Origin of the sequence: Streptococcus sp. 1343, from assembly GCF_013277355.1 — a bacterium.
GTDB classification, from domain to species: Bacteria; Bacillota; Bacilli; order Lactobacillales; family Streptococcaceae; genus Streptococcus; species Streptococcus pseudopneumoniae.
Genome location: NZ_VMMT01000074.1, coordinates 1 through 24513, shown reverse-complemented (window position 1 = coordinate 24513; position 24513 = coordinate 1). Strand labels below are relative to the sequence as shown.

At 39.0% G+C, this 24513-nt stretch carries 19 protein-coding genes, 1 tRNA gene, 1 pseudogene and 1 riboswitch; of the genes and pseudogenes, 5 read left to right on the top strand and 16 right to left on the bottom strand.

Going from position 1 to position 24513, the window contains the following annotated elements:
* The first annotated feature begins 99 nt into the window (after positions 1-99).
* Positions 100-282 carry a 4-oxalocrotonate tautomerase gene (locus HT709_RS10230; protein ID WP_001117401.1) on the top strand — a complete coding sequence of 61 codons (183 nt, stop codon included), beginning with the start codon at positions 100-102 and terminating at the stop codon, positions 280-282.
* Between the two features lie 137 nt (positions 283-419).
* The gene (mnmE, locus tag HT709_RS10225) at positions 420-1793 is read left to right on the top strand and encodes a tRNA uridine-5-carboxymethylaminomethyl(34) synthesis GTPase MnmE (RefSeq protein ID WP_023938116.1); all 1374 of its coding nucleotides are present in this window, start codon (positions 420-422) and stop codon (positions 1791-1793) included.
* A 45-nt stretch (positions 1794-1838) separates the two neighbouring features.
* Here the strand turns inward: mnmE and dapA are convergent, their stop codons facing one another.
* From dapA to HT709_RS10205, 4 genes are all read right to left on the bottom strand, one after another.
* Entirely contained in the window at positions 1839-2774 is a 936-nt protein-coding gene (dapA, locus tag HT709_RS10220) for a 4-hydroxy-tetrahydrodipicolinate synthase (protein ID WP_023935945.1), read from the bottom strand.
* Between the two features lie 55 nt (positions 2775-2829).
* Positions 2830-3906 (bottom strand): aspartate-semialdehyde dehydrogenase, encoded by a 1077-nt coding sequence (locus tag HT709_RS10215; RefSeq protein WP_000542464.1) that lies wholly within the window; start codon positions 3904-3906, stop codon positions 2830-2832.
* Between the two features lie 342 nt (positions 3907-4248).
* A tRNA-Thr gene (locus HT709_RS10210) sits at positions 4249-4321 on the bottom strand.
* Between the two features lie 100 nt (positions 4322-4421).
* Entirely contained in the window at positions 4422-4931 is a 510-nt protein-coding gene (locus HT709_RS10205) for a QueT transporter family protein (RefSeq protein WP_000737071.1), read from the bottom strand.
* Positions 4929-5025: riboswitch (PreQ1 riboswitch) on the bottom strand. Its footprint overlaps the gene before it by 3 nt.
* A gap of 28 nt (positions 5026-5053) precedes the next feature.
* On the opposite strand from HT709_RS10205, the gene HT709_RS10200 reads away from it, so the two are divergent.
* Entirely contained in the window at positions 5054-5485 is a 432-nt protein-coding gene (locus HT709_RS10200) for a GtrA family protein (protein WP_000743002.1), read from the top strand.
* Positions 5486-5566: 81 nt separating this feature from the next.
* Entirely contained in the window at positions 5567-5944 is a 378-nt protein-coding gene (gene mscL, locus HT709_RS10195; RefSeq protein ID WP_000916792.1) for a large conductance mechanosensitive channel protein MscL, read from the top strand.
* Positions 5945-5984: 40 nt separating this feature from the next.
* Here mscL and hemH read toward each other — a convergent pair whose 3' ends face one another.
* Positions 5985-7079, bottom strand: coding sequence for a ferrochelatase (gene hemH, locus HT709_RS10190; protein WP_023938119.1), 1095 nt, complete (start codon positions 7077-7079; stop codon positions 5985-5987).
* Between the two features lie 153 nt (positions 7080-7232).
* On the opposite strand from hemH, the gene pepT reads away from it, so the two are divergent.
* Positions 7233-8456 (top strand): peptidase T, encoded by a 1224-nt coding sequence (pepT, locus tag HT709_RS10185; protein WP_000222060.1) that lies wholly within the window; start codon positions 7233-7235, stop codon positions 8454-8456.
* Between the two features lie 35 nt (positions 8457-8491).
* Here the strand turns inward: pepT and HT709_RS10180 are convergent, their stop codons facing one another.
* From HT709_RS10180 to HT709_RS10130, 11 genes and pseudogenes are all read right to left on the bottom strand, one after another.
* Positions 8492-11380: a pneumococcal-type histidine triad protein gene (locus HT709_RS10180; protein ID WP_172925738.1), complete on the bottom strand. Its 2889-nt coding sequence runs from the start codon at positions 11378-11380 to the stop codon at positions 8492-8494.
* 316 nt (positions 11381-11696) lie between these two features.
* The gene (locus tag HT709_RS10175) at positions 11697-14789 is read right to left on the bottom strand and encodes a pneumococcal-type histidine triad protein (protein ID WP_023938123.1); all 3093 of its coding nucleotides are present in this window, start codon (positions 14787-14789) and stop codon (positions 11697-11699) included.
* Between the two features lie 7 nt (positions 14790-14796).
* Positions 14797-15714 (bottom strand): zinc-binding lipoprotein AdcAII, encoded by a 918-nt coding sequence (gene adcAII, locus HT709_RS10170; protein WP_000744536.1) that lies wholly within the window; start codon positions 15712-15714, stop codon positions 14797-14799.
* A 142-nt stretch (positions 15715-15856) separates the two neighbouring features.
* A complete protein-coding gene (locus HT709_RS10165; protein ID WP_001020307.1) occupies positions 15857-17248 on the bottom strand; it encodes an amino acid permease in 1392 nt (463 codons plus the stop codon).
* A 124-nt stretch (positions 17249-17372) separates the two neighbouring features.
* On the bottom strand, positions 17373-17930 hold the full coding sequence (gene sdbB, locus HT709_RS10160; protein WP_000757366.1) for a thiol-disulfide oxidoreductase-associated lipoprotein SdbB: 558 nt from the start codon (positions 17928-17930) through the stop codon (positions 17373-17375).
* Positions 17931-17941: 11 nt separating this feature from the next.
* Complete coding sequence (gene ccdA2, locus HT709_RS10155) at positions 17942-18649, bottom strand: thiol-disulfide oxidoreductase-associated membrane protein CcdA2 (protein WP_014017248.1); 708 nt, start codon at positions 18647-18649, stop codon at positions 17942-17944.
* Between the two features lie 230 nt (positions 18650-18879).
* Positions 18880-19296: an LPXTG cell wall anchor domain-containing protein gene (locus tag HT709_RS10150; RefSeq protein WP_172925742.1), complete on the bottom strand. Its 417-nt coding sequence runs from the start codon at positions 19294-19296 to the stop codon at positions 18880-18882.
* Positions 19297-19323: 27 nt separating this feature from the next.
* A pseudogene (locus tag HT709_RS10145) lies at positions 19324-19521 on the bottom strand (hypothetical protein); the annotation flags it as partial.
* Positions 19522-21176: 1655 nt separating this feature from the next.
* A complete protein-coding gene (locus HT709_RS10140) occupies positions 21177-21530 on the bottom strand; it encodes a YSIRK-type signal peptide-containing protein (protein WP_023940659.1) in 354 nt (117 codons plus the stop codon).
* A gap of 433 nt (positions 21531-21963) precedes the next feature.
* Complete coding sequence (locus HT709_RS10135; RefSeq protein ID WP_166731887.1) at positions 21964-23727, bottom strand: glycerophosphodiester phosphodiesterase; 1764 nt, start codon at positions 23725-23727, stop codon at positions 21964-21966.
* Positions 23728-23735: 8 nt separating this feature from the next.
* Positions 23736-24326, bottom strand: a complete 591-nt coding sequence (locus tag HT709_RS10130) for a 3'-5' exonuclease (RefSeq protein WP_172925737.1) — start codon at positions 24324-24326, stop codon at positions 23736-23738.
* Between the last annotated feature and the right edge of the window lie 187 nt (positions 24327-24513).

The following is a 24513-nucleotide window of genomic DNA, read 5'->3' as shown; positions in this document are numbered from 1 at the left end:
TAAATTTTTGCTACATTCTAGTATATCATAATTTTCTGAAGCTTTAAACGGCAAAATGTGGTAAAATGGAAGAAATCAAAACTAGTGGAGGAAGCTATTATGCCATTTGTACGCATCGATTTATTTGAAGGACGCACGCTCGAGCAAAAGAAAGCTCTTGCTAAGGAAGTAACGGAAGCAGTTGTCCGCAACACTGGAGCCCCTCAATCTGCTGTCCATGTCATCATCAACGACATGCCAGAAGGAACTTACTTCCCACAAGGGGAAATGCGTACTAAATAAGCTAGCTTAAGCAGAATTGCTTAGACTTTTTCAATCTCCAAGTAGCATCCATTGAAGAAATAGTTCAAATTTGTTACAATTTGAAAAGAGACTTGGAAAAATTTCCAAGAAAAGAGTTATTGATTAAAGGAAACATTATGATTACACGAGAATTTGATACCATCGCTGCTATCTCTACTCCACTAGGTGAAGGGGCTATTGGTATTGTCCGCTTGAGCGGAACAGAAAGTTTTGCTATTGCGCAAAAGATTTTTAAAGGAAAATACTTGAGTCAGGTTGCTAGCCATACACTTAACTACGGTCACATCGTTGACCCTCAAAATGGTAAGGTCATGGACGAGGTTATGGTTGGAGCCATGAAGTCTCCAAAAACCTTCACTCGTGAAGATATTATCGAGATTAACACTCACGGTGGGATTGCGGTGACCAATGAGATTCTCCAGCTAGCTATCCGTGAAGGAGCTCGGTTGGCAGAACCTGGTGAATTTACCAAACGTGCCTTCCTAAATGGACGTGTTGACTTGACTCAGGCTGAAGCCGTTATGGACATCATCCGTGCTAAGACAGACAAGGCTATGAACATTGCAGTTAAACAATTAGACGGCTCACTTTCTGACCTTATTAACAATATCCGTCAAGAAATCCTTAACACACTTGCCCAAGTCGAGGTCAATATCGACTATCCTGAGTATGACGATGTTGAAGAAGCGACTACTGCTGTGGTCCGAGAAAAGACAATGGAGTTTGAACAATTACTAACCAATCTCCTTAGAACAGCCCGTCGCGGTAAAATCCTTCGTGAAGGAATTTCCACTGCCATCATCGGACGCCCCAACGTTGGGAAATCAAGCCTTCTCAACAACCTCTTACGTGAAGATAAGGCAATCGTAACCGATATTGCTGGTACGACACGTGATGTCATTGAAGAATACGTCAACATCAACGGTGTTCCCCTAAAATTGATTGACACAGCTGGTATTCGTGAAACGGATGATATCGTTGAACAAATCGGTGTCGAGCGTTCGAAAAAAGCCCTCAAGGAAGCTGACCTAGTACTACTAGTGTTAAATGCTAGTGAACCACTAACCGCCCAAGACCGCCAACTCCTAGAAATCAGCCAAGAAACCAACCGAATTATTCTCCTTAACAAAACTGACCTGCCAGAAGTTATTGAAACCTCTGAACTTCCAGAAGATGTCATTCGCATTTCAGTCCTTAAAAATCAAAATATCGATAAGATTGAAGAGCGAATCAACAACCTCTTCTTTGAAAATGCTGGTTTGGTTGAGCAAGATGCTACTTACTTGTCAAATGCCCGTCACATTTCCTTGATTGAGAAGGCCGTTGAAAGTTTGCAAGCTGTTAATGAAGGTCTTGAACTGGGGATGCCTGTTGACTTGCTTCAAGTTGACTTGACCCGTACTTGGGAAATCCTCGGAGAAATCACTGGAGATGCGGCTCCTGATGAACTCATTACCCAACTTTTTAGCCAATTCTGTTTAGGAAAATAAGAAAAATCCATGATCCTTCATTCGGTCATGGATTTTATTGTCTTATTAGTAATCTGGTCTTAAGACACCTGTTACAGTTGCCTTGGTCGCTTCGTAGTCGCCATCTACGACGACTTTGATAATGCGTTTGGCATCTTCTTCTGGTGCTGGAACTAGAGGTAATCGAGTTGGGCCAGCTTCAAATCCCATATAGTTCAAAACTGCCTTAACTGGAGCAGGACTTGGATAAGAGAAGAGGGCATTGACTTTAGGAATGAATTTACGCTGAATAGCTGCAGCTTTCTTCATATCACTTTCTGCAATAGCAGTAAACATCTCGTGCATTTCATCCCCATTTGTATGGGATGCAACAGAAATAACCCCATCCGCACCAAGGTTCATGGCATGGAAAGCATCTCCATCCTCACCTGTATAAATCAAGAATTCTTCAGGCTTGTGCTCAATTAAGTAAGCCATATTGGCCAAGCTGGTACATTCTTTGACACCAATAATATTTGGATGATCAGCCAAACGAAGCATGGTTTCTGGAGTCAATTCGACAACCACACGACCTGGAATGTTATAGATAATAATAGGCAGGTCAGAAGCATCTGCAATGGCCTTAAAGTGCTGATACATTCCTTCTTGAGAAGGTTTATTGTAGTAAGGTACAATAGCAAGCCCAGCAGCAAAACCGCCGAATTCCGCGACTTCTTTGACAAACTCGATAGAGTCACGCGTATCATTGGTACCAACACCCGCAATCAAAGGAACGCGTCCATTGACAATCTTTTGTACAGCCGCAAACAACTCCAACTCTTCATCGTGAGTCAAGGTTGGACTCTCAGCAGTGGTCCCTGCGAGAAGAATTCCATCCGTATGATGAGCCAACAAATGCTCAATCAAGGCTGGAATAGCATCAAAGTTGATGGAACCATCCTGATGGAAGGGGGTAATAAAGGCTGTGATGATTTTACACTCTTTTAAATCTTGATAAGACATGAAAACACCTCTCTATTTCAAAGAAGGAGTTCATCTGAACTCCTAAACGATATGACTATTTTAATTCAAATTTCAATTCAGCTGTTGGACGAACCAAGCCACGTTCATGAAGAGTTTCAGCAATCTGAACTGAGTTCCAAGCAGCACCTTTGAGCAGGTTGTCTGAAACAACCCACATGTGGATTCCTTTTTCAGCATCCAAGTCTTTACGGATACGACCAACAAAGGTATCACGCGAACCAACTGCATTGATAGCTTGAGGATAAATTTGATGAGCTACATCATCTTCAAGAACAGCACCCGGGAAGGCTGCGATAGCTGCTTTGACTTCTTCGATTGGAGCCACTTCTTTTGTTTCGATATAAACAGACTCAGAGTGAGCTGATAAGACTGGAATACGAACACATGTTGCTGAAACGGCAATACTATCATCTTCCATGATTTTCTTAGTTTCCTTAGTCATCTTCATCTCTTCATAAGTGTAATCATTGTCAGTGAAGACATCAATTTGTGGAAGAGCATTGAAGGCGATAGGATAATGTTTCTTGTCACCACCTGAAGGCAAGATTTCGGCATGCAAATCACGTGGGGTTACACCATCATTCAAGACTTCACGAAGTTCACGTTGTGTCTCAAGAATTGCTCCCATACCAGCACCTGAAACTGCTTGGTAAGTTGAAACAATGATACGGTCCAAGCCCCATTTTTGGCGAACTGGCTCAAGAGCCACCATCATTTGAATTGTTGAACAGTTAGGGCAGGCAATGATCCCATTGTGGGCATCAAGTGCGTGAGCATTGACCTCTGGAACAACCAAAGGAACGTCTGGATTTTGACGGAAGTAAGATGTATTATCTACTACTACCGCTCCAGCTTTCACTGCGTATGGTGCATACTTAGCTGATGTAGAACCACCTGCTGAAAAGAGAGCAATATCAACTCCTTCAAAAGCTGTTTCAGTCGTTTCTTCAATCGTAATATCTTGATCTTTAAATTTCAAAGTCTTGCCTGCTGAACGTGCAGAAGCAAGTAAACGAATTTTATCGATTGGAAGTGTTGATTCTTCCAACATTTTTATCATCTGAGCACCGACAGCACCTGTCGCGCCGACTACAGCAACTGTATATCCCATAAATAACCTCTTTCGGAATTTTCTAAAAATTTCTATAATAGAAGTATTATACTACTTTTTCCATGAATTGCAAAGCTTTTTCATCATTTTTTGGAAAATAAAAATCCCCAGTCGTTAGACTAGGGACTAAGAGGCATCTTCATGTGATGAGCAGGTTCACACAACTCATCAAGGTCCGCTCCTGCGTTATGACCTCCTTATGCTCAATAGTAGTCCGAAGACTACCTATCGACTCATCGCATATTCTATATTACTAGAGATACTTGATTTTGTCAATAAGAAATTTTTTCGATCGAGTATAACAAAAAACTCTCGTATTCAAGAGTTTCCCTATACATATCATGCTAATTGCCGGGATTGAACCGGCGACCTCATCCTTACCATGGATGCGCTCTGCCAACTGAGCTAAATCAGCTTACTTAAGTAAGTATACTATAATCAGAAAAACTTGTCAAGTTTTCTTAGAAATTTTCCATAAGAAAAAGCCAGGTAAAGGCTACCTAGCTTGTCCTGTTCTATTTGCTTAAATCGATTCGACGACCAATTTTACCAATGATAATCGCTCCAATAATCAATGAGGCAAATTCACCAATTCCTGTTGTAAACCAAGTAAGGAAAAATGGTAATTCTGCTACAATATTTAACTCTGCAGCGATGGTAAACATGGAAATTGAAAAGAGGATTGAAAAGAAGAAATGATCTTTTCGAATCAATCCGTTAAAGAGGTAATCCTTGCTATATTTTGCAAAAAGCCAAACACCTAAACTGAGGAATACCAAGGTTGATCCGCCACCAACAAAGACATCTAGTAGTCCGAAGCTAAAGAAATTAGCAATCATACAACCGATAGTAACTCCGATGATGTACTTGGGATTGTAAAAAGCCATAAAGTTCATCATTTCTGAAATACGAAACTGATAAGCACCATAGCTGATGGCATTTAGGGGCGGTGTGACAGTCAAAACGACATAAATAGCAGCAACGATTGCAATATCTGCAACATCACGAATAGTTAATTTTTTCATTTTTTCTCCTTTGGCGGTTATCCGCGTGTAATATGCTTGGTGAAAGAAGCTAAGCACCAAGGGTTGCTTTATTCAACCTTACTAGTATAGCACAATAGCCTGCTTTATGCTATACTTAAAGCATGAAAAAACCTATTCAAAAATTTTTTAACAATGAAATCTTAGCCTATCTCTTTTTTGGCCTTGCAACAACTCTAGTTTCGATTCTCTCGCGATTGGTCATTTATCAACTAACTCATCAGGAACTTCTTGCTACGGCCTTGGCAAATATATTTGGTATCCTATTTGCCTTTATCACAAATGATAGGCTTGTATTTAAGCAAGCAAGGAAGAATCGGCTTATCCGTTTAGTGAAATTTTTTCTTGCCCGCCTTTCTACTTTTCTGTTAGACTTGTTTTTAACTTTTCTCTTTGTAACTCAATTCCCTCATATCATAGGGCAATTTGTAAACGAAAATCCTGATAAGGTAAATGCAATTGAAACAATAATTGCACAAATACTCATTATTATCATCAATTATATCTTGAGCAAGATCTATATTTTTAGAAAATAATGCTCCATTTATGAGCCTTTTAATTGCCTTCTATAATGATTTAGGATACAATGAAACACGAAACATTGAAAGGAAAACAGTATGTTAAAAAATCTAAAATCGTTCTTGCTTCGAGGAAATGTTATTGACCTTGCTGTCGGTGTTGTCATTGCCTCTGCTTTTGGTGCTATCGTTACTTCACTTGTAAACGACATTATCACTCCTCTTATTTTAAATCCCGCTTTGAAAGCTGCTAAAGTCGAACGTATCGCTCAACTTTCTTGGCATGGAGTCGGCTATGGTAACTTTTTAAGTGCTATTATCAATTTTATCTTTGTGGGTACCGCCCTCTTCTTTATTATCAAGGGTATTGAAAAAGCACAGAAACTGACTGGTATAAAGGAAGAAAAAACTGACGAAAAAAAACCAACCGAATTGGAAGTCCTTCAAGAAATCAAAGCCCTTCTTGAGAAAAAATAATCGATTAAAAGGATCTAGCACAAAGCTAAATCCTTTTTCTTTACTCTTTGGGCAACTTGCCTGCTTTTTCTAGCATCTTCTTGATAAGATAAGGCATCTTAACATTCTCCCGCCCTTTTTTCTCAATCAGTTTTTTCACAAATTCCGGCATTTGTAAATCTTGAGATTCAGCCAAAATGTTTTTCGTCTCGTCTGAAGGAACTAACTCATCAAAGGTCTCTTCTTCTGGGAGAAATTCCTTAAACTCTTGATGTTCATTGGCTCTAACTGTATTGACCAAGGCATCAATCAAGCGAGAATCTGTATTTGGCATTGGTGGACGATGGTAGTTTACCCCAAATTCCTGACACAAGTCATAACATTCCACATCATTATCAAACAAGACTTCAATGTGCTCACTGATAAAGCTGATTGGAACAAAAATATAATGGTCTGGATGTTCTGTCTGTTCTCTGAGATACTCCAAAACATCTGGCTTAATCCATGGAATCCCAATATCACTCTCACTTTGCCAGGTATTTGTATATTGATCGGAACTCAAACCTAGTTTTTCAGCAACTAACTTGCTATTTTCGAAAATTTGATCGATATAAGGATCTCCAAAATCCAAGGCAAAAATGGGCACACTATGGGCTGAAAAGATGACTTTAAAGCTATCCTGCTTTACTTCTTCTTTTAAAATTTTAGCAATTTCATCTGCCCAATAGTTTAAAAGTGCTTCTCCCTGATACCAGTCCTTAATGACCAAAAATTGAATTTGTTTGCTTTCTAAAAATTTTTCATAGCCCATGACAGAGTAGAAAGAATAATGAGGCTCCAAAATCAAACAAATACACTGTTCAATTCCGTCTGCTTCCATTTGACCGATCACATCTGGAATAAAGGGACTGGAAAACTTATTAGCAAAGTAGACACTGTATTCATTCCCCAGCCTAGCTTCTACCAAGGCAACCTCTTGACGGGTAATTTTTTGCAGAGGCGTGCCTCCAATTCGTACATAATTATCATAGAGAGTCTGAATCTCGTGGTCTTGAGGTCTCACTCCACGACGAATATTTGTGAAAAAATCAGCTACACCTTCAAAGGTAATCTCTTCTGGCGAACCGAAGGTCATCATTAAAATTGCTTTTTTCATAATCGCTTCCTTGTGATGTTTTTATCAAGTTTATTTTATCATGAATCCACTGATAAGTAAACGCTAACATAGCAGATTGCCCTAACTTCTGTCTTTTGTTTTTCTCTTCTTTCTATGATACAATGAAAAAAATAAATTCAAAAGGAGTTTTTTATGACTTATCCAAATCTCTTGGACCGCTTCTTAACCTACGTTAAGGTCAACACGCGCTCTGATGAACACTCTACTACTACTCCAAGTACACAGAGTCAGGTTGACTTCGCAACAAATGTCCTAATTCCTGAAATGAAACGTGTTGGACTGCAAAATGTTTACTATCTACCGAATGGTTTTGCTATTGGAACCTTGCCAGCCAATGATCCATCTTTAACACGTAAGATTGGCTTCATCTCCCACATGGATACTGCTGATTTTAATGCTGAAGGAGTCAATCCACAGGTAATTGAAAACTACGATGGTGGTGTGATTGAACTTGGAAATTCTGGTTTTAAACTGGATCCAGCCGACTTCAAGAGTCTTGAGAAATATCCAGGCCAAACGCTCATTACAACTGATGGAACAACCTTGCTAGGTGCTGATGACAAGTCTGGTATTGCTGAGATTATGACAGCTATTGAATATCTGACTGCTCATCCTGAAATCAAACACTGTGAGATTCGTGTTGGTTTTGGTCCAGATGAGGAAATCGGTGTTGGTGCTAATAAATTTGATGCAGAAGATTTTGATGTGGATTTTGCCTACACTGTTGATGGTGGTCCACTAGGTGAACTTCAGTACGAGACTTTCTCAGCCGCTGGTGCTGAATTGCATTTCCAAGGCCGTAATGTCCACCCTGGTACTGCCAAAGGGCAGATGGTCAATGCCCTTCAGCTAGCAATTGATTTTCATAATCAACTTCCAGAAAATGACCGACCTGAGTTAACTGAAGGTTACCAAGGTTTTTACCATCTAATGGATGTGACAGGTAGTGTTGAGGAGGCGCGTGCAAGCTACATCATTCGTGATTTTGAAAAAGATGCCTTTGAAGCGCGTAAAGCATCCATGCAATCTATCGCTGATAAGATGAATCAAGAACTTGGGAGCAACCGTGTCACTCTCAACTTGACAGACCAGTACTACAATATGAAAGAAGTCATTGAAAAAGATATGACTCCAATTACCGTTGCTAAAGCCGTTATGGAAGATCTAGGTATCACGCCTATTATCGAACCAATCCGGGGTGGAACAGACGGCTCTAAGATTTCCTTTATGGGAATCCCAACTCCGAATATCTTTGCAGGTGGCGAAAATATGCACGGACGTTTTGAATACGTTAGCCTTCAGACTATGGAACGTGCAGTTGATACCATCATTGGCATCGTAGCTTATAAAGGCTAAAAAGACGAGGTGGCTCAGCTACTTCGCCTTTCTGTTTATTCTACTGCTTTTTCTTGATTACCAGTGCTTGTTGTAGATTCAGTTGATCCCTTTTCTGAAGTTAATTCAGCAGGTTTAGAATCTCTTGTGTTGCTTGCTTTGTTTTCGTCGCTAGCAGTTTCGCTGTTAGATTCTGTAGTTGCGTTTGGTTGGTTCTCAGCACTGGTGTTATCACCATTTGCTTCAGCATTTCTTGCTGGACTTGTTTCTTCACTTGCGCTAGCTTTTGACTGGATTTGGTGATTCAAAACTAGAATAGCTTTTGTCAATTCAAGTAAAGCTGCTTTGTCTTTACTCTTAGCAGAAAGTTGATCTAGTAATGCATCCACTTTATCAAAGTCCTCATCAGAACCATTATTACTTTCTAAATAAGAGTGAAGCGACATGAGAATATCGTAGAGTTTTTGATAGAGTACAAGTGTCTGAGAATCTTGCTCAGCATTTTCCTTTTCTTGTTGAAGGGCGCTAGCGATACGAGTCAAAACATCTTTTACCTGACTGTTTACTTCATCCAAGTCTGCATCAGCCTTGTTTGTGGCAGCTTTTAGATTTTCTACTTCTTCTGCCAAGGATTGTCTGATTCCTTCTTCATGGATTTGTTCCAAGAGTTGATTTGCCTTGTTCAAAAGACTTTCTACTTCTTCCTTGCTGACATGATTGACATATTCTTCTTTTTTAAGATCAGGATAAAGATCTTTAAAAAATTCATAAATCGCTTGCTTAGCAGATTGGTTATCAACTTTTTCTTTATCTAAAACTGTTTCATTTACTTTTGCAGTAGCTGGCTGATTTTTCAAAGCCTCTTCTACTTCTTGTTTTGTTTGGTAAATGCTTGGGAACAGTTTATTCAAGTCCACAGCCTTACGGAAGGATTGAGATTGATATAAAGTAAAAGTCAAATTATCTACTTTATTACGAAGCTCATCACTTAAACGACCATCGTTTACATGCTCATAGAAGTACTTGATGTATTCCACTGTTGTATCGCCAGTACGGTCATTAAAGTCTTGAAGAGCTTGAAGTTGTGATTCAACCGCTGCTAAAGCAGCCTCATCTTTAGCCAACTTAGCCTCTTGGAGTCGAACGAGAAGGTCTTTCTTAGGAAGTCCATAAGTATCTGTATCTAGCGTATTGATTTTATCAATCAAGGCCTGATATTTCTTATCTAAAGCACTTGTTTCAACAGGTTTGACACTTTCATCAATATGGATATATTGCTTATCAAAGAGGTCAAGTGTTTTTAGATAACCTGCTGTAGAGTTAGTTGCTAGTTTCTTCATATTTTCAGTAAACTGACCTAAAACTAACTCAATCTGTCTTTGTTTGATTGGATCGTCTTTATAGACGTTTCGACTTTCAGCAAGAAGTTGATCTACTTTTGCCAAGACTGCCTTCTCATCAAAAGTTCCAGGTTGATAGTTGGATTGCAGGGCTGGAATTTTGTTTTTCAAGGCTACTTCATAGCCCTTAGTTTGAACCTTGATGTAGTGATTGTGGTCTCCATGACTCATGACAAAACCTGATTCATCTTCAGCGATAATACGATTAGCATCAAATCCGTATCCATCTTCTTCATGTTTCTCATGTGAAGTTCCTGGATTGATTGGAAGAGATGGAGAAGGTGTTGCTAGACTATTGTTTGGAAGAGTCGGTTGCCCAATTTGATTTGATTTTGGAATGTAATGGAAATGATCACCATGTCTTACAATATAAGCTATAGCCGTTTCTTCAATGATATCTTTTGGATTAAAAATATAACCATCAGATACTGAAGAGAGCTCCTTACTTGTCGTTAAAGAAGAAGGATTGCTTGAAAGACTGCCTAGACTAGACACTACTTCATTAGGTTTTGCATTTGTAGAAACTGTAGAACCAGTTCCACTGATAGACACCATTCTGGCAATCTTTTCTTCTAAGGCAGAAAGCTTGCTGTAAGGAATAAAGTGGTAATGGTCGCCATGCGGAATCGCAACTCCATTTGGTGTAAGACTGATAATCTTAGCAGGGTCAAAGACCAGGCCATCTGATTCACTGTAACGTTGGGCGCTAGGTGAATCATAGAGTTCCTTCAAAAGACTCTGGAGATTTTCAGATTTATTTGCTGGCTTGCTAGTTGATCCTTTTGCTACAGATTGCGTATTATTGTCACTAGCTGTTGAAGAATAGCTTAACTGACTCGGTTGCATATTTTTTCCAGCCAGATGTGCTTTAGCTGCTGCTAATTCACTAGCAGATAAATCGCTTTTGGGAATGTAGTGATAGTGACCTCCATGAGGAACGATATAAGCATTACCCGTATCTTCGATAATATCAGCTGGATTAAAGACATAGCCATCATTTGTCGTATATCGTCCCTGAGACCTTGCTACAGCAACATCAGAGCTGACCTTCTCCTTATCTTTGACATGTTCTTGTTTTTGACGATTGATTTCATCTTTGGTTCGAACATTATCAGCATGAGCTACATCTTTCAGGTAGACATAATATTTTCCATCGACCTTGATGATACAACCATCCTTGACTTCATTGACAATATCAGCGTCTTTAAGTTGATAGTTTGGATCCTTCATCAAGAGTTCTTCACTAAAGAGGGCATCATAAGGAACTTTCCCATTATAGTAATGATAGTAGTCACCGTGTGACGTTACATAGCCCTGACCTGTAATTTTGATTACAATTTGCTCAGCCTGAATTCCTTCTTTCTGGCTAACCTGGTCTGGTGTCAAGTTTTCACTTTTCTGACTTGACTGGCTGCCATCCACATAAGAGACACGATTATTGTCCTTATTTTCCTGCGAACGATGCTGGTTTTGTCCATAGGCACATAGACTCAAGGATACGATAACAGCTGATCCAGCTGCTATATATTTTTTACTGAATTTCATAAATCCCTCATTTCAATAAATGATGAAACTTTTTCTTAACTTCTTTTTTCTCGGTTAAACAATTTTTCTAAACCGCTTATTTAACCATTTAATTAACCAGTAAATAGTTTACTATTTAAAATTATAGAGAAATGAAATAAGAATAGGACAAATTGATCAGGACAGTCAAATCAATTTCTAACAATATTTTAGAAGTCAAGGTGTACTATTCTAGATTCAATCTATTATACTTCTGTCAAGTTTCTGTTACTTTCTTCTAAAAAAGAGAAGCAACACGAAAGGTTACTTCTCCATAAAATATGCTTCATTCTTTTTACTACTGTATAGGAGTCGGTTGACTCTCTTTTAACAAAGCCAAGAGCCTATCTAATTCTGCTGAAATAGTGTTACTGTCTTTCGTTCCGAAAAGAAGACTGCTGTTTAGACCAGACAATGTCTCCATAGCATTTTGGCGAGTACGAGAATCTGTTACTTTTTCTAGCAAGGTCTCCGCCTCTGCTATCTTAACGTCAATAACAGAACGCTCTACTTGTGGAACTTCATCCTCATCTGTAGTATCTTCAGCTTCTTCCTCTGTCTCTTCCGCATCAGTGCTTGGTCTATAAAGATTATCTGCTGAAGGATTTAAACCAGCGTGATTCTCTTTTTCATCAGATTCAGAATGAGTTGGCTCACTTACTTCATCATGTTCCTTATCTTCATCAGGTTTACCGTTTTGGTCTGCCTTATTTTTACGAACATGGTCGCTAGCATTACCCCAACCATTATCTGAATGAGGACGTTGGTCAGGATGTTCAACGTAGTATTTCACTGTCGCAAATAAATCTTCTAAGGTATAGCCTTCAGGAGCTGAGTAAAGTCCTTCATCAAACCATGCAAACTTAAGGTTATGATAGTGATCAAAGTGAGGAATTATAAAGTGACCATTTTGTACAGCTACAGTATACTGTAAATGATTCGGTATTTTTTCTAATGGTACCTTTTTCTCAGCTTTTACGCGGTTATAGATAGCTTCTGTCCCTGTTGCCTCTGGTTTTGCTTCTGTTGCTTCAGTAGAATTTGGAGCTTGTAAGCCTTTTTCTTTAGCATAAGCCTGAGCTGCTGCTCTTTCAGCTTCAGATAAGCTGTCTTTTTTAATCCAGTGGCTATGGTTCAAGTGTGGAGTGACGTAGGCATTTCCTTCATCACTTTCAATATCATGCTCATCAAAGATATAGCCATCCTCTGTTGTATATTTACCTGCTAATTTCGCTAATTTAATTTCATCGTCTGTATAGGCAATTTGAGCATTTGGTTTGCCAAGTCGCTCTGGATGGGTAATTGGTGCTAGGAATGCCAATAAATCATCTACCAATTTTACTTTATTAGAAGATTCATCATTCAAGCGCTCTGCTAATTTGTCTAAAGTTTGGAAATCAGAAACGCGACCTTTATTTTCAGACAAGGCTTTATGAGCCTGGGTTAACAGATTGTAGGCTTTATCATAAAATTCTTGGTCACGAGAAGCGACATTTTCTTTTTTAGCAACTAGAGCATGTGTCTCTTGAGTTTTCTTAGACAAGAGATTTTCAATAGCATCAATCTTATCCTTAGCCAAGTCTTTAGCAAAAACATAGTGACTGACACCAGCAATTTCCACAACATATCCTTCCCCAACTTTTCTAACAACCTGTTCTACTGTAAAATCAGTTTGTTTTTTCTCAGTTGATGGTTGAGCTTGCGGTTTTGGTGCTGGTTTCAAATAATTCATTCCCGGCAAGACTGCACCATTTTGTCCCTTAATAGCTATCATACGAGCCAATTTTTCTTCCAAAGGTGACATTTGTGAATAAGGGATAAAGTGATAATGGTCTCCGTGCGGTACAGCAACACCATTAGCTGTACGATTTGTTATTTGTGCCGGGTCAAATACTAGTCCATCCGATTCTACATGGCGTTCTGATAAGGGTTTAGCATACAATTCACGTAAAAGGCTTGGAATGTCTTCCCCTTGATTTTGATGATAAGTTGGAGTGACAGTCAAATTGTGGTTCTCTGACAAGCTTGGTTGAGCTGGATTTGCATTATGACTAGAACTTGAAGAAGGACGAGACCCCTGCTTCCCATTCCAATAGGCTTGGGCTGCAGCCAATTCTCCTGCAGACAAATCACTCTTAGGAATATAGTGAAAATGATTTCCATGCGGTACAACAAAAGCGTCACCTGTATCTTCAATCACATCTGTTGGACTAAAGACATACCCATCATCCGTTGTATAGGCTCCTCCAGTTGCTCTATTCGGTGCCTGCGTATTGAGATTAAAGTTTGCTTTAATGGCTGAACTTGGTTTCGCAGGACTGCTTGGTTTCGTATTATCAGAATGCTTTTGAACTGGCTGACCTCCAATTGGTAGATTTCGAGCCAATTTTTCTTCCAAGGCAGACATTTGCGAATAAGGAATGAAATGGAAATGATCTCCGTGAGGTACTGCCACACCATTTGCAGTACGTTTTGTAATCTGTGCTGGGTCAAATACTAATCCATCAGACTCCACATGACGTTGGCTAAGTGGCAAAGCGTACAATTCTTGAAGGAGACTAGCTAAATCCTCATTTTGACTCTCAGGAGTTGTTGTAAGATTTTGAGGAGTTTCAGATGGACTCGTTCTCACACTAGATCTTGTTTCTCCCCTGCTAGAACGATATTCAACCGTACTTAATTGACCGCCTTTTCCAGATAAGAAGGCTTGGGCAGCAGCTAATTCACTGGCAGACAAATCACTCTTAGGAATATAGTGGAAGTGATTGCCATGAGGAACAATATAGGCATCGCCTGTATCTTCAATGATATCAGAGGCATTAAAGATATAACCATCATCCGTTGTATAACGTCCTTGGGCTCTGGCTGCAACTACCGCCTGATTGTTTGAACCGCCACCGTGATTACTACTATGTTCCTGCTTCTGACGTTTAATCTCTTCTTTTGTCCGAATATTATCCGCATGGGCCGCATCTTTAAGGTAAACATAGTATTTACCGTTTACCTTAATGACATAACCACCCTTGATTTCATTGACAATGTCTGAATCCTTCAACTGATAATTCGAATCTTTCATGAGGAGCTCTTCACTGATGATGGCATCATAAGGAACCTTGCCATTATAGTAATGATAATGGTCTCCATGAGAAGTCACATAACCTTGATCCGTAATCTTGATAACAATTTGTTCAGCATTGATTCCCTCTCTCTTACTGACTTCATCTGGTGTTAAGTTCTCTGCCTTTTGACCAGCCTGATTACCATCTATATAAGCAACTCGATTAGACTCTTTCTTAGCCTGACCAGCTTGGTAACGACCAAGTTCATAGGAACAAACACTTAGGGCAAGAACTGCCACTGAACCTGCTAGATATTTTTTATTGATTTTCATTTTTTCCTCACTTTAATTCTTCTGCTAGAACACTTATATTTTCTTCAAGATTTTCTAAATAGGTCTTGTCATTTTGTGGGTCTGCCTCTAAAGGATTCAGAGTTTTAAGACCTACACCTGTTGATTTGACAAGAGTTTCAGCTACTTTTGAAGAAGCGTTACTTTCTGTAAAAATCGTTTTAACCTTATAGGTTTTAACAAATTCCTGAATTTCTGTTAGTTGTCTTGGACTTGGTTCTTGTTCCGGAGAGATACCTGCAATACCAAGTTGATTGAGTCCAAATCGCTTAGCTAAATAAGAAAAGGCTGTATGTTGTGTTACAAATGTTTTCTGAGTCGCTTTTTCAAATTTAGGCTGGAATTTCTTAGTCAATTCTTGAGCTTTTTTGATAAAGGCTTGCGCATTTTTTTGGTAAGTTTCTTTATGCTCACTATCCGCCTCCGAAAGCTTATCAGCGATAATCTGAGCTTCTTCGCCAGCTTTTTCAGGATCTAGCCAAGTGTGAGGGTCATAGAGCGTTTTTTCATCAACTCCATCCCCTGCTTCTACATCTTCTAGCCCTGGGACGCGGTCTAAAGTCATTCCCTCTGAAGCCTCTAAAACCTTCACTTTGGATTTTTTTAGATTGGGATCTAAACTTCCTGCCCAAGATTCGAGCGTATGTGAATGGTAAACAAAGACATCTGCATCATAGATGGCTGCGATATCATTTGCCGAAGGTTCAAAGGAGTGAATCCCACTACTTGACTGAATCATCCGAACATCATTCAAGTCACCAGATACTTCCTTAACCATAGCATAGATAGGATAAAAACTGGTCACAATTTTCATCCCCTTTCCTGTCTGACTTTCCTTTTGACTACAGGCTCCTAGCAATAAAAGAAAGACACTTAACAAGACTAAAAATAAATTTTGTTTCTTCATGAACAACTCCTTAACTGTTTAATTAACTAGTAAACATTCTACTCCTAAAAACTTAATCTGTCAAGATATTTTTAGAAAAAATTTGAAATTTCTTTCACATATAAAAATCTGCTGAGTTTCAACAACTCAACAGACTTTTACTTTATTCTTCTATGGTAGAATGCTTATAGCCATAAGTGAAGTAAATAATACTTCCTACTAACAAGGCAACTAGGAAAGCAATCCAAGTTTCCATATTATACTGTAACATAAAGGATAAACAAATGATGATTGATAAAATCGGTAACAGGGGTACCAAGGGTGTTTTAAATTCCCCAGCTTTTGGCATCCCTTTTTCTTTCCGTAAGCGAATCAGGCCGTAAGCCAGCATGATTAAGTAGGCCAAGGTACAAATGTTTAAGAAGGCTGCAATACTAGCTAGCGGGAAGATTCCTGCTGCTACTGCTGAAGCTAGACCTGTTAAAATAGTAGCATTCTTTGGTACCTTGCTAGTCTTCGTTAGTTCTTTAAAGGCGGCAGGCATTAAGCCATCGCGCGCTAAACTGTAAATCATACGCGATAGGGCATAGGTCATCGAGATACAAACTGTAATCAAGGTCAAGATAGCCACTAATGACACATAGTTGGCTGCCCAACTGATCCCAACGCTACGAAGGGCAAAGGCAACGGCATCATTGACATTTAAATGACTATAGTGAACCACACCAGTCAAAACAAGCGTCACCAAGGCATAGAGAATGGTTACGATAGAAAGCGATAAGACAATCCCTCTAGGAATATTTTTTTGAGGAGTCTTGACCTCATCTACAGCCATAGAGATGGATTCAAATCCCAAAAAACCGAAGAACATCAAGGAGGCACCAGCCATAATACCAGTACTAGCACCATAGATTTGTCCAAAACCATAAGGAGCAAAATTACTCCAATTATCAAGTTTGATATGCCAAATTCCTACTAAAACAAAGAGAGCTAAAGCCGAGAATTTCAAAATAACTAGAATAGAATTAAAGCGTAAGGCTGCTTTAGCATTGAGTAAAACAAGCGAGGTCACCAAGACCAAGACAAGAATAGGCAATAAATCAACAAATGTCCCTGCTTGAGGATTAAAGGTACCATTTAAAGGCTGAGGAAGGGCTATCCCGTATTGAGAGAGCAAGCCTTTAAAATAAGCTGCCCAACCCGAAGCTACGCCTGATATGGCTGTCATGAACTCCATCATGGTTAACCAACCAGCCAACCAGGCTGGGAATTCTCCTAAAATAGCATAGAGATAACTGTAGGCACCACCTGTAGCAGGTACTCGTGAAGCAAATTCTGCAAAAAAGAGGGCTGATAATCCCACACACAAGGCAGAAATGACGATTGAAATCACTAGGGCTGGACCAGCAAGTGTGGCAGCTGCAGTACCTGTAATTGTAAAGATGCCTGTCCCTACCATGGCTCCGATACCCAGCAAAATCAAATCCCATAACTTCAAATGCCTGTGCATCTCCGTTTTATCCAAACTTACATTCTTTGTTCTAAATATATTCATATTTCTTCTCCAAATAAAATGATGATTCTATTTTACCATAAATATAGGAGATTTGTGACTATTTATAAAATATTTTTCTAAAAAAAAAATCTGACTACATCTTGTAATCAGATTTTTATCGATTCTAGTTCATTTCTTTAAATGCTGCTTCTGCATCCGCATTACTGATAGCACCAAATTGAATCTTTCCAATCTTTCCTTGACTATCAATTAGGTATTCTGTAGGAATGCTTCGAATTTGATAAGCTTGGAAGGTTGTTGCTTTAGTATCATAAAGAACTGGGATATCTTTATATCCTTGTTCTTGGAACCATTGTGGGAATTGATTAACAGTTTTTTCACCTTGAATTCCTGGTGCAATGACAGTAAGAATTTCAAAATCGCGATCTGGTTTTGCAGCTAATTCCATCAACTCAGGCATACTTTTCTTACATGGACCACACCAGGAAGCCCAAAACTTCAAGTAAACCTTTTTACCCTTAAAATCAGATAACTTGACTTCTTTACCATCCATGGATTGCAAGGTGAAGTCTGGAGCATCTTTCCCAACAGCAATTTGCTGTACAGGCGTTTCTTGTTTTGGCTGTTGTGGGGCTTGAGTTTTTTTAGTTTCTTCCTCACCACAGGCTATCAATACAACTAATGACAAGAGACTTAAGCCAGCAAACATTACTTTTTTCATCATTTTCTCCTTTATTCAAAAATTCCAGCTAGAACATTTACTTGTCCTAATAGTAACAAAATTCCCATTAAAATAATGAGGAAACCACCAATTTTCTTCATTAGCATCATATGACGTTTGATTTTACTAAAATAAGGCATGACTAGACCTGAAGCTAGAGCCAAGACCAAGAAAGGAAGAGCCATCCCCAGAGTGTAAATAAGAGTATAGATAGCACCTTGCCAAGCTCCATTGCCTCCAGAAGCCGCAAGCGCTAAAACAGAACTTAAAACTGGACCAATACAAGGCGTCCAACCAAAGCTAAAGGTAATACCGAGTAAAAAGGCTGACCAATAACGATTGGCTTCTGATTTCTTAAAAGTAAAGCTTTTTTGAACCTCTAATTTCTTAAAATGAAAAATTTCCATCTGGTGAAGTCCCAAAATGATAATAATTGTTCCCATAACATATCGAAACCAATTTGCATAGAGAATATGACCAAAGTAACCAGCACCAAAGCCTAGAATAAAGAAAATGAGTGAAATACCTGCGATAAAGCAAAGTGTTCGAATCAAGCCTGACCAGAGAACCTTTCTCCCAAATAAAGAAAAGCTTTTTGCGCTTTCCTGATCATCCAATAAAATCCCAGCATAGACTGGCAGAAGAGGAAAAATACAGGGAGAAAAGAAGGACAAGACCCCTGCTAAAAAAACGGAAATTGAAAATACTATCGTTTCCAATAAAGAACCAACTTTCTTAAGATTTCTAATCCTATTTTACTATATTCAATTTCATTTGTATGCTTTCTGCTACGCAAAATCGTATCGGGCACTACTGGACCAATCTTTTCTTTTGCTAGTCAAGGCGGATCTTATCCCCCAAAATAGCCAAAAAGCAACGACAAGGGTTACTCGTCGCTGCTTTTGTGAACGAAAATGTCTTTTAGATCTGACATTTCATAAATCAAGTTTTACTTGAGTTTGGCAAGGATTACTTTAAGCTCCTCTACTAGTTTAGCTTCTGTCTCTGCTGAGCCATTTTCCTCTTTCACGAAATCAAGGGTTTCTTGGAGAAGGTTTTGGGCTTTGGCAAGGACTTTTTTATCCGCTTTTTCTGCATCTAGCTGTCCAAGAACTCTTGTCAATTCCGTGCTTAATTGCTGGATTTCTGACTCTTTCTTACGGCGAACCAACCAGAAGGCAATCACACCTAGAAGGGCGAGTAGACCGACTACAATCACTCCTGCTGGAACTGAGTTTGTTTCAGTCATCTTATCTGAATCCTTACTATCTTCCGTTCCTTGTTTGGCATCTTTCTTGTCCTGTGCAGGCTTGCTGTCGCTAGCATTTGCTTTCACATCTTTGAGAGAGTCCAAGGCAGCCTTCACAGACTCTACTGCAGTACGTAGACCTTGCTCTGTCAAGGCACTATCTTCCAGAGCTTTTTGAGCATCTAGGAGGACCGCCTTGGCTGCATCGATTTTCGGATTAGATACTGTTGCCAAAGCTTTCAAGCGTTGGTCTAACTCTTGAGTCAAGGCACGAAGTTCAGACTTGTCAACTTGCTCTTGAGCTGGAGCTTGCGTGCTCGTTGAGCTAACTGAAGGACTTGCTGCCGCTCTAGGTGCTTGAGTCGGAGCTGGAGCAGGACTTGCAGGTTGACCCGAAGCAGTTGGTTGAGACGGTTGTGGAGCTGGCTCAGATGGAGCTGTTGGAGTCTCAGTAGCTCCTTGGTCTGGCTGAGTAGGAGTAGAAGGTTGCGATGTTACGTTATACGAATCGGGAATTGGATAATATCGTTTTGATGGCAAGCTGACTGGTGTTGAAGAAGCACTAACTTCACTATTACCATGTTTAGCTGTCGCACTTACTTGAGTTCCTGCACTAGCCGCATTATGGGAAATTGTAACAACACCACTTACTCCATCAATGCTGACACCTGATTTTGTTGGTGTTAGGCTCCAGCTTGACCCTGATTTCGTAGCTACAACTTTGTCGCTTCCAATGCTAATTTCTACATGGTCTGCATTCGCACTTGGTGTTACCGTTACATTGGCATTCGCTTCGCTAGAGGCAACTGTTGGTTTTTCAGGTGTTGCTTCTTTAGCTACTGGTACTGTCGCTCTTCTTTCATCACTAAACCAGGAACCACGTTCTCGTGGATTACCATCGTTTACGTTATTATTTACTTCGATAACAGTGAGTGCTCTAAATTTATCTGTTCCTATCTTATTAACTCCAGACTTATAATCAGACTGGGTAATAGTAATTTGGCGTGCAGAACCATCCCCATCATTATTAGGAGATATATCTTTAGAGGCAAGTATATTATAACCTTCCGGATAAGCTAATCCATCCGTACTCCCTCCATAATTAGAAATATCCGAACCTCCGGTTACCAAATATACTTTCATCTTTGCGCCATTAGGTAATTTAGGAACATAAGGAATTGTCACATCAATATTAGGTTTTTCATTAGCTTTACCTGCTAAGCTCGGGACACTTGCATCTGTACTATCATTTGGTGTATTAATAGTCGGCTTCTGAAAAGGGAGATAGTATCCAAATTGTGTCGTCTGACTACCGCTTGAAGTAGTTACTGTTACATTCAATAAATACTGACCCCTACGCGGAGTAATTCCGTCGAAAGTCAAAGATGCTTCACTCCCATTGACAGAAGATTCGACCTTTAACCCCATGTTTTCATGACCAGTTACAGATATGCTAGTAATTTTCTCATGATTTGATTTAGCACTAATTTTCAAAATATTACCAAATACTCTATCTCCACCTGGTACTACTAGTATATTAGAAACTTCTATTTGTTTACGTACTGCATTCCATCTCCCAATTGTTAATCCTGCTATATTCCGTCTTTTTCTTACATGAACTCCTCTTTCCTCAGAATTTTCCTCACTATCATTTTTTGACATCATCACTTGATTACCATCTAGTAACTTGTGAGCTTTTTCGACAAGTTCTCCAGAAATCTTTCCGTCGTCTGAAAGTCCTAACTTTTCGTTGATAGTATCTGCTAAGTTTTTAAAAGCTGCTGCCGACTCAGGATTGGATTCTTTCAATCTTTTAGATGCATCTATCAATTTATCATATAACTGATCCCCATCTTCTTCTTGGGATTGATCTATCTTATCTTCTCTATTAGCTTCTTCTTTGATAATTGAGGATTTTTCTTCCAACTCTGGTTGAGCTTCTTTTTTATATTTCTCTACCTCGGACACTGGAGATAACTCACTCGATACAGGTTTAACTACACCATCAACTTTTCGTCACCTTTATTCTCTACTGTTGACTCAGCTTTTCCTTCACCATCTTTAGCTTGGCTGTCTTGCTCTTCTTTATCTGTCTCTTGAGTTTTTGGTTTATCCCCTTCTTGTTCTACGTTAAGATTTTGATTGCTTGTATCTGATGGCGGTAAGACAGATGGATTCCCAGTGTTGCCATTTCCATCCTGACTGACCACTTCTGTATTTACTTCCGCCGCCTGGACTTCTGTCGCTGGATTAGCTATAAAAAAGACAGACCCTAGCAAGACTGAGACTGCTCCAATTGAAAACTTGCATATAGAAAAGCGTTGGCGCTCATTCATTTTAAACTGTTTCATAGTTTTTCCTTTCTTTCTACCCTGTCTTTGCTCCTCTAGCCATGTTCATGCAGGCATCAACTCGCAATAAAAACAGGAAAACATGACCTTTTTTCATCTTAAACAAATGACAAAAAGGCCCATTGTCTACTAATACTTCATTATATCAACTTAGTTCCCTTCCTTCAACCTCACTTTGTTTTAGAAAATCGATGATTATATATATATATATATATATTTCTTATTTTAAAGGATTTAGAGGCTCCTTATTTGTAAATTTAGTATATTTTTCGTTATTTTCAGAAATTTTAAATTTATATGACATTCAAAAGAAGCTGTTCGTCTTGCTATCTATCGCCAGCAAGAACTATCCTAGACTCAGCAAATAAAAAAACAGGCTCTCCGAAAAATACTTACCTATCACGGAAGGAATAGTTGTTCCTCTTTTTTATTACTAAAATTCAAAGAATTCCAGAGCTTTTTTCAAGAGCAAATCCGTATATTCTGGATCTTCTTGGGCTACTTCTATTTCCCACTGAACTTTTTCCAAATCATCTGTAATCACTCCATCTACTCCTAAGTGAAGCGATTTATTGATAGCTTCTGAATCATTGACAGTCCAGACATAAAGTTTCTGATCCGTTGTCCATAGTTTGCTTACAAAATATTCATCCAAGGTCGAGTACTCCATAGTATATCCTGTCGCCCTTGTTTTAGGAAAGACAGAATTGTAGGGTATGATAAAATAAACTGGCAGTTCGGCATCATACTGTCTTACTTTTTCGACAACATGGTAGTCTAAAGACTGGATTTGATGTCCATAAATCTTGAGCTTTGCAGCATAACGGGCTAAAAAACGGTCCATCATGTCTGGACTATCTTTTTTACTTGTTTTAATTTCAATTAGTAATTTTTGACCAAGCTCGTTGGCTCGACTGAGATAATCTTCAAAGCTTGAAATTTTAGTCTGGTAGCCATTTTCAAAAATATCAATCCCTTTAAGCTCCTCCAAGTTTAAGTCTTGAGGACTTTTATTGATACCTGCTAGATTTTTCAAGTTAGCATCATGCATCATGACAAACTGCCCATCTTTTGTTTCCTGCACGTCCGTCTCCACCAAGTCTGGTTTGAGTTGTGCTGTAGTTTCCAAGGATTCTACTGTATTTTGAATCCCATTTGCATTGGAAACCCCTCGGTGAGAAATAAGCTGAGGTAGATGAACCATGGGAGCCTCCAGATAAATATAACCTTCTAAGGCAAAGAAAAGACTGGCACAAGTCATGACTCCCCATCGCATGATGTGATCTTTTTCTCTCCGAGGAAGCATATCCAGCTCCTTTCCTGTCAAAAATGAAACAAATTTAACCAAAAAATAAGTCAGAGCCATATAATAGAGATTTTTAATCACGACAAAATTCAAAATACCAAGAATCAGAGACTCTCTCTGAGTGATATCATCTACCAAAGTTTGAGCCAATAATAAAGGAATCAAAGGAAGATAAAATAATAAATGTGCTTTGAGCAAGATGTAAAATAAATTCCAAGCATAAAAAGTAACTCTCTTCTTGGTTTTCTCCAAGCTAAACATCACTGCTTCTCGAACAGTCAGCTGATCATATACAATCTTCGGAAGGGCAAACATCAATCTGACAGAGACATAGAGAAAGATAAGAGATAGAAGTAGGATGCTCAGCCACCACATCCAATATTTATCTTCTAAATAAGCTTGGATAAACTCTGGAATGACGATTTTATTAAGATAATAAATCTTCAGCATTTTCCGTATAAAAGGAAAAAGCATAGCTATATAGAAAAAGATAAACAAGGCTTTAGCGCAAGTTAGCTTTTTCATAAATCCAAAACTTTCATGGAAAACCTTGCGGATATACTCAATTAGCCTTCGCTTTTCATTATAGAGGAGATGACGAGCACCAATAAAGAGGAGTCCTATTTGAAAATAAGCAACCAGAAGGTTAATTACAATCAAGGCTAAAAAAGCTAGACTAATCAATGGAGAATGAGTAAGGATGGCTAAGACATTGTTATAGGAAATAAAAAGATAACCTGTCTGATCTAATAAGAAACTAGCCAACCATGAATTGAATGGGACCCACAAATACTCCACTATCATAAAAATCAAGAAAAATAGAAAGAGGATTTTATCAAGATTGAGGTAAATCTGTTTAAGACCCAATTTTTTAGGTTTTTCAGGTTTCATAGGCACTCCTAGTCAAATAATTGAGACAAGTCCAAGCCACCAAAAGGATTGTTTGATAAGCTACTTTCTGTCTCTAACAATTCCCTAGCTTGATCCGACTCTAAGAAGGATTCGTAAACACGCGCCGTCATCTGAGCATCCTCTAAACTATTATGAGACTGACCTTGAAATCCAAGAAATGAGGCAACAGTTTGCAATTTGAGATTGGCAATACCATGTAAATCTGAACTCCGACGTTCAAAAGCTTCATCATACAAATCCACCTTGTACTGTTGGCTATAGTCTAAACCATGCTCTGCTAAAATAGGTAAATCACTTTTAGCAGCATTGTAGCCTATCATCAGCAAAGAACCCACAAACTCTTGGAATTCTTCTAAGACTTTCTCAACTGGAGGAGCATCTTTTAAGGTTTCGGCTGTAATCCCAGTCAATCCATTGATAAAACTCTTTAGAGGCACACTAGTATGGACATAGGAATCATAGGCATCGATTTCCTGACCATCTCTAAAACGCACTGCCGATACTTGAATCAAGTGTGTTTGTCCTTCGTGCTGATTAAATTCTAAGTCAAAAGCAATGTAATCTTCTAATCGTTCCATTTTCTACCTCTCCTATACTGTTATTTTATACTCTTCGAAAATCTCTTCAAACCGCGTCAGCTTCGCCTTGCCGTAGATATAGTTACTGACTTCGTCAGTTTTATCCGCAACCTCAAAAACATGTTTTGAGCTGACTTCGTCAGTCTTATCTACAACCTCAAAGCAGTGCTTTGAGCAGCCTGCGGCT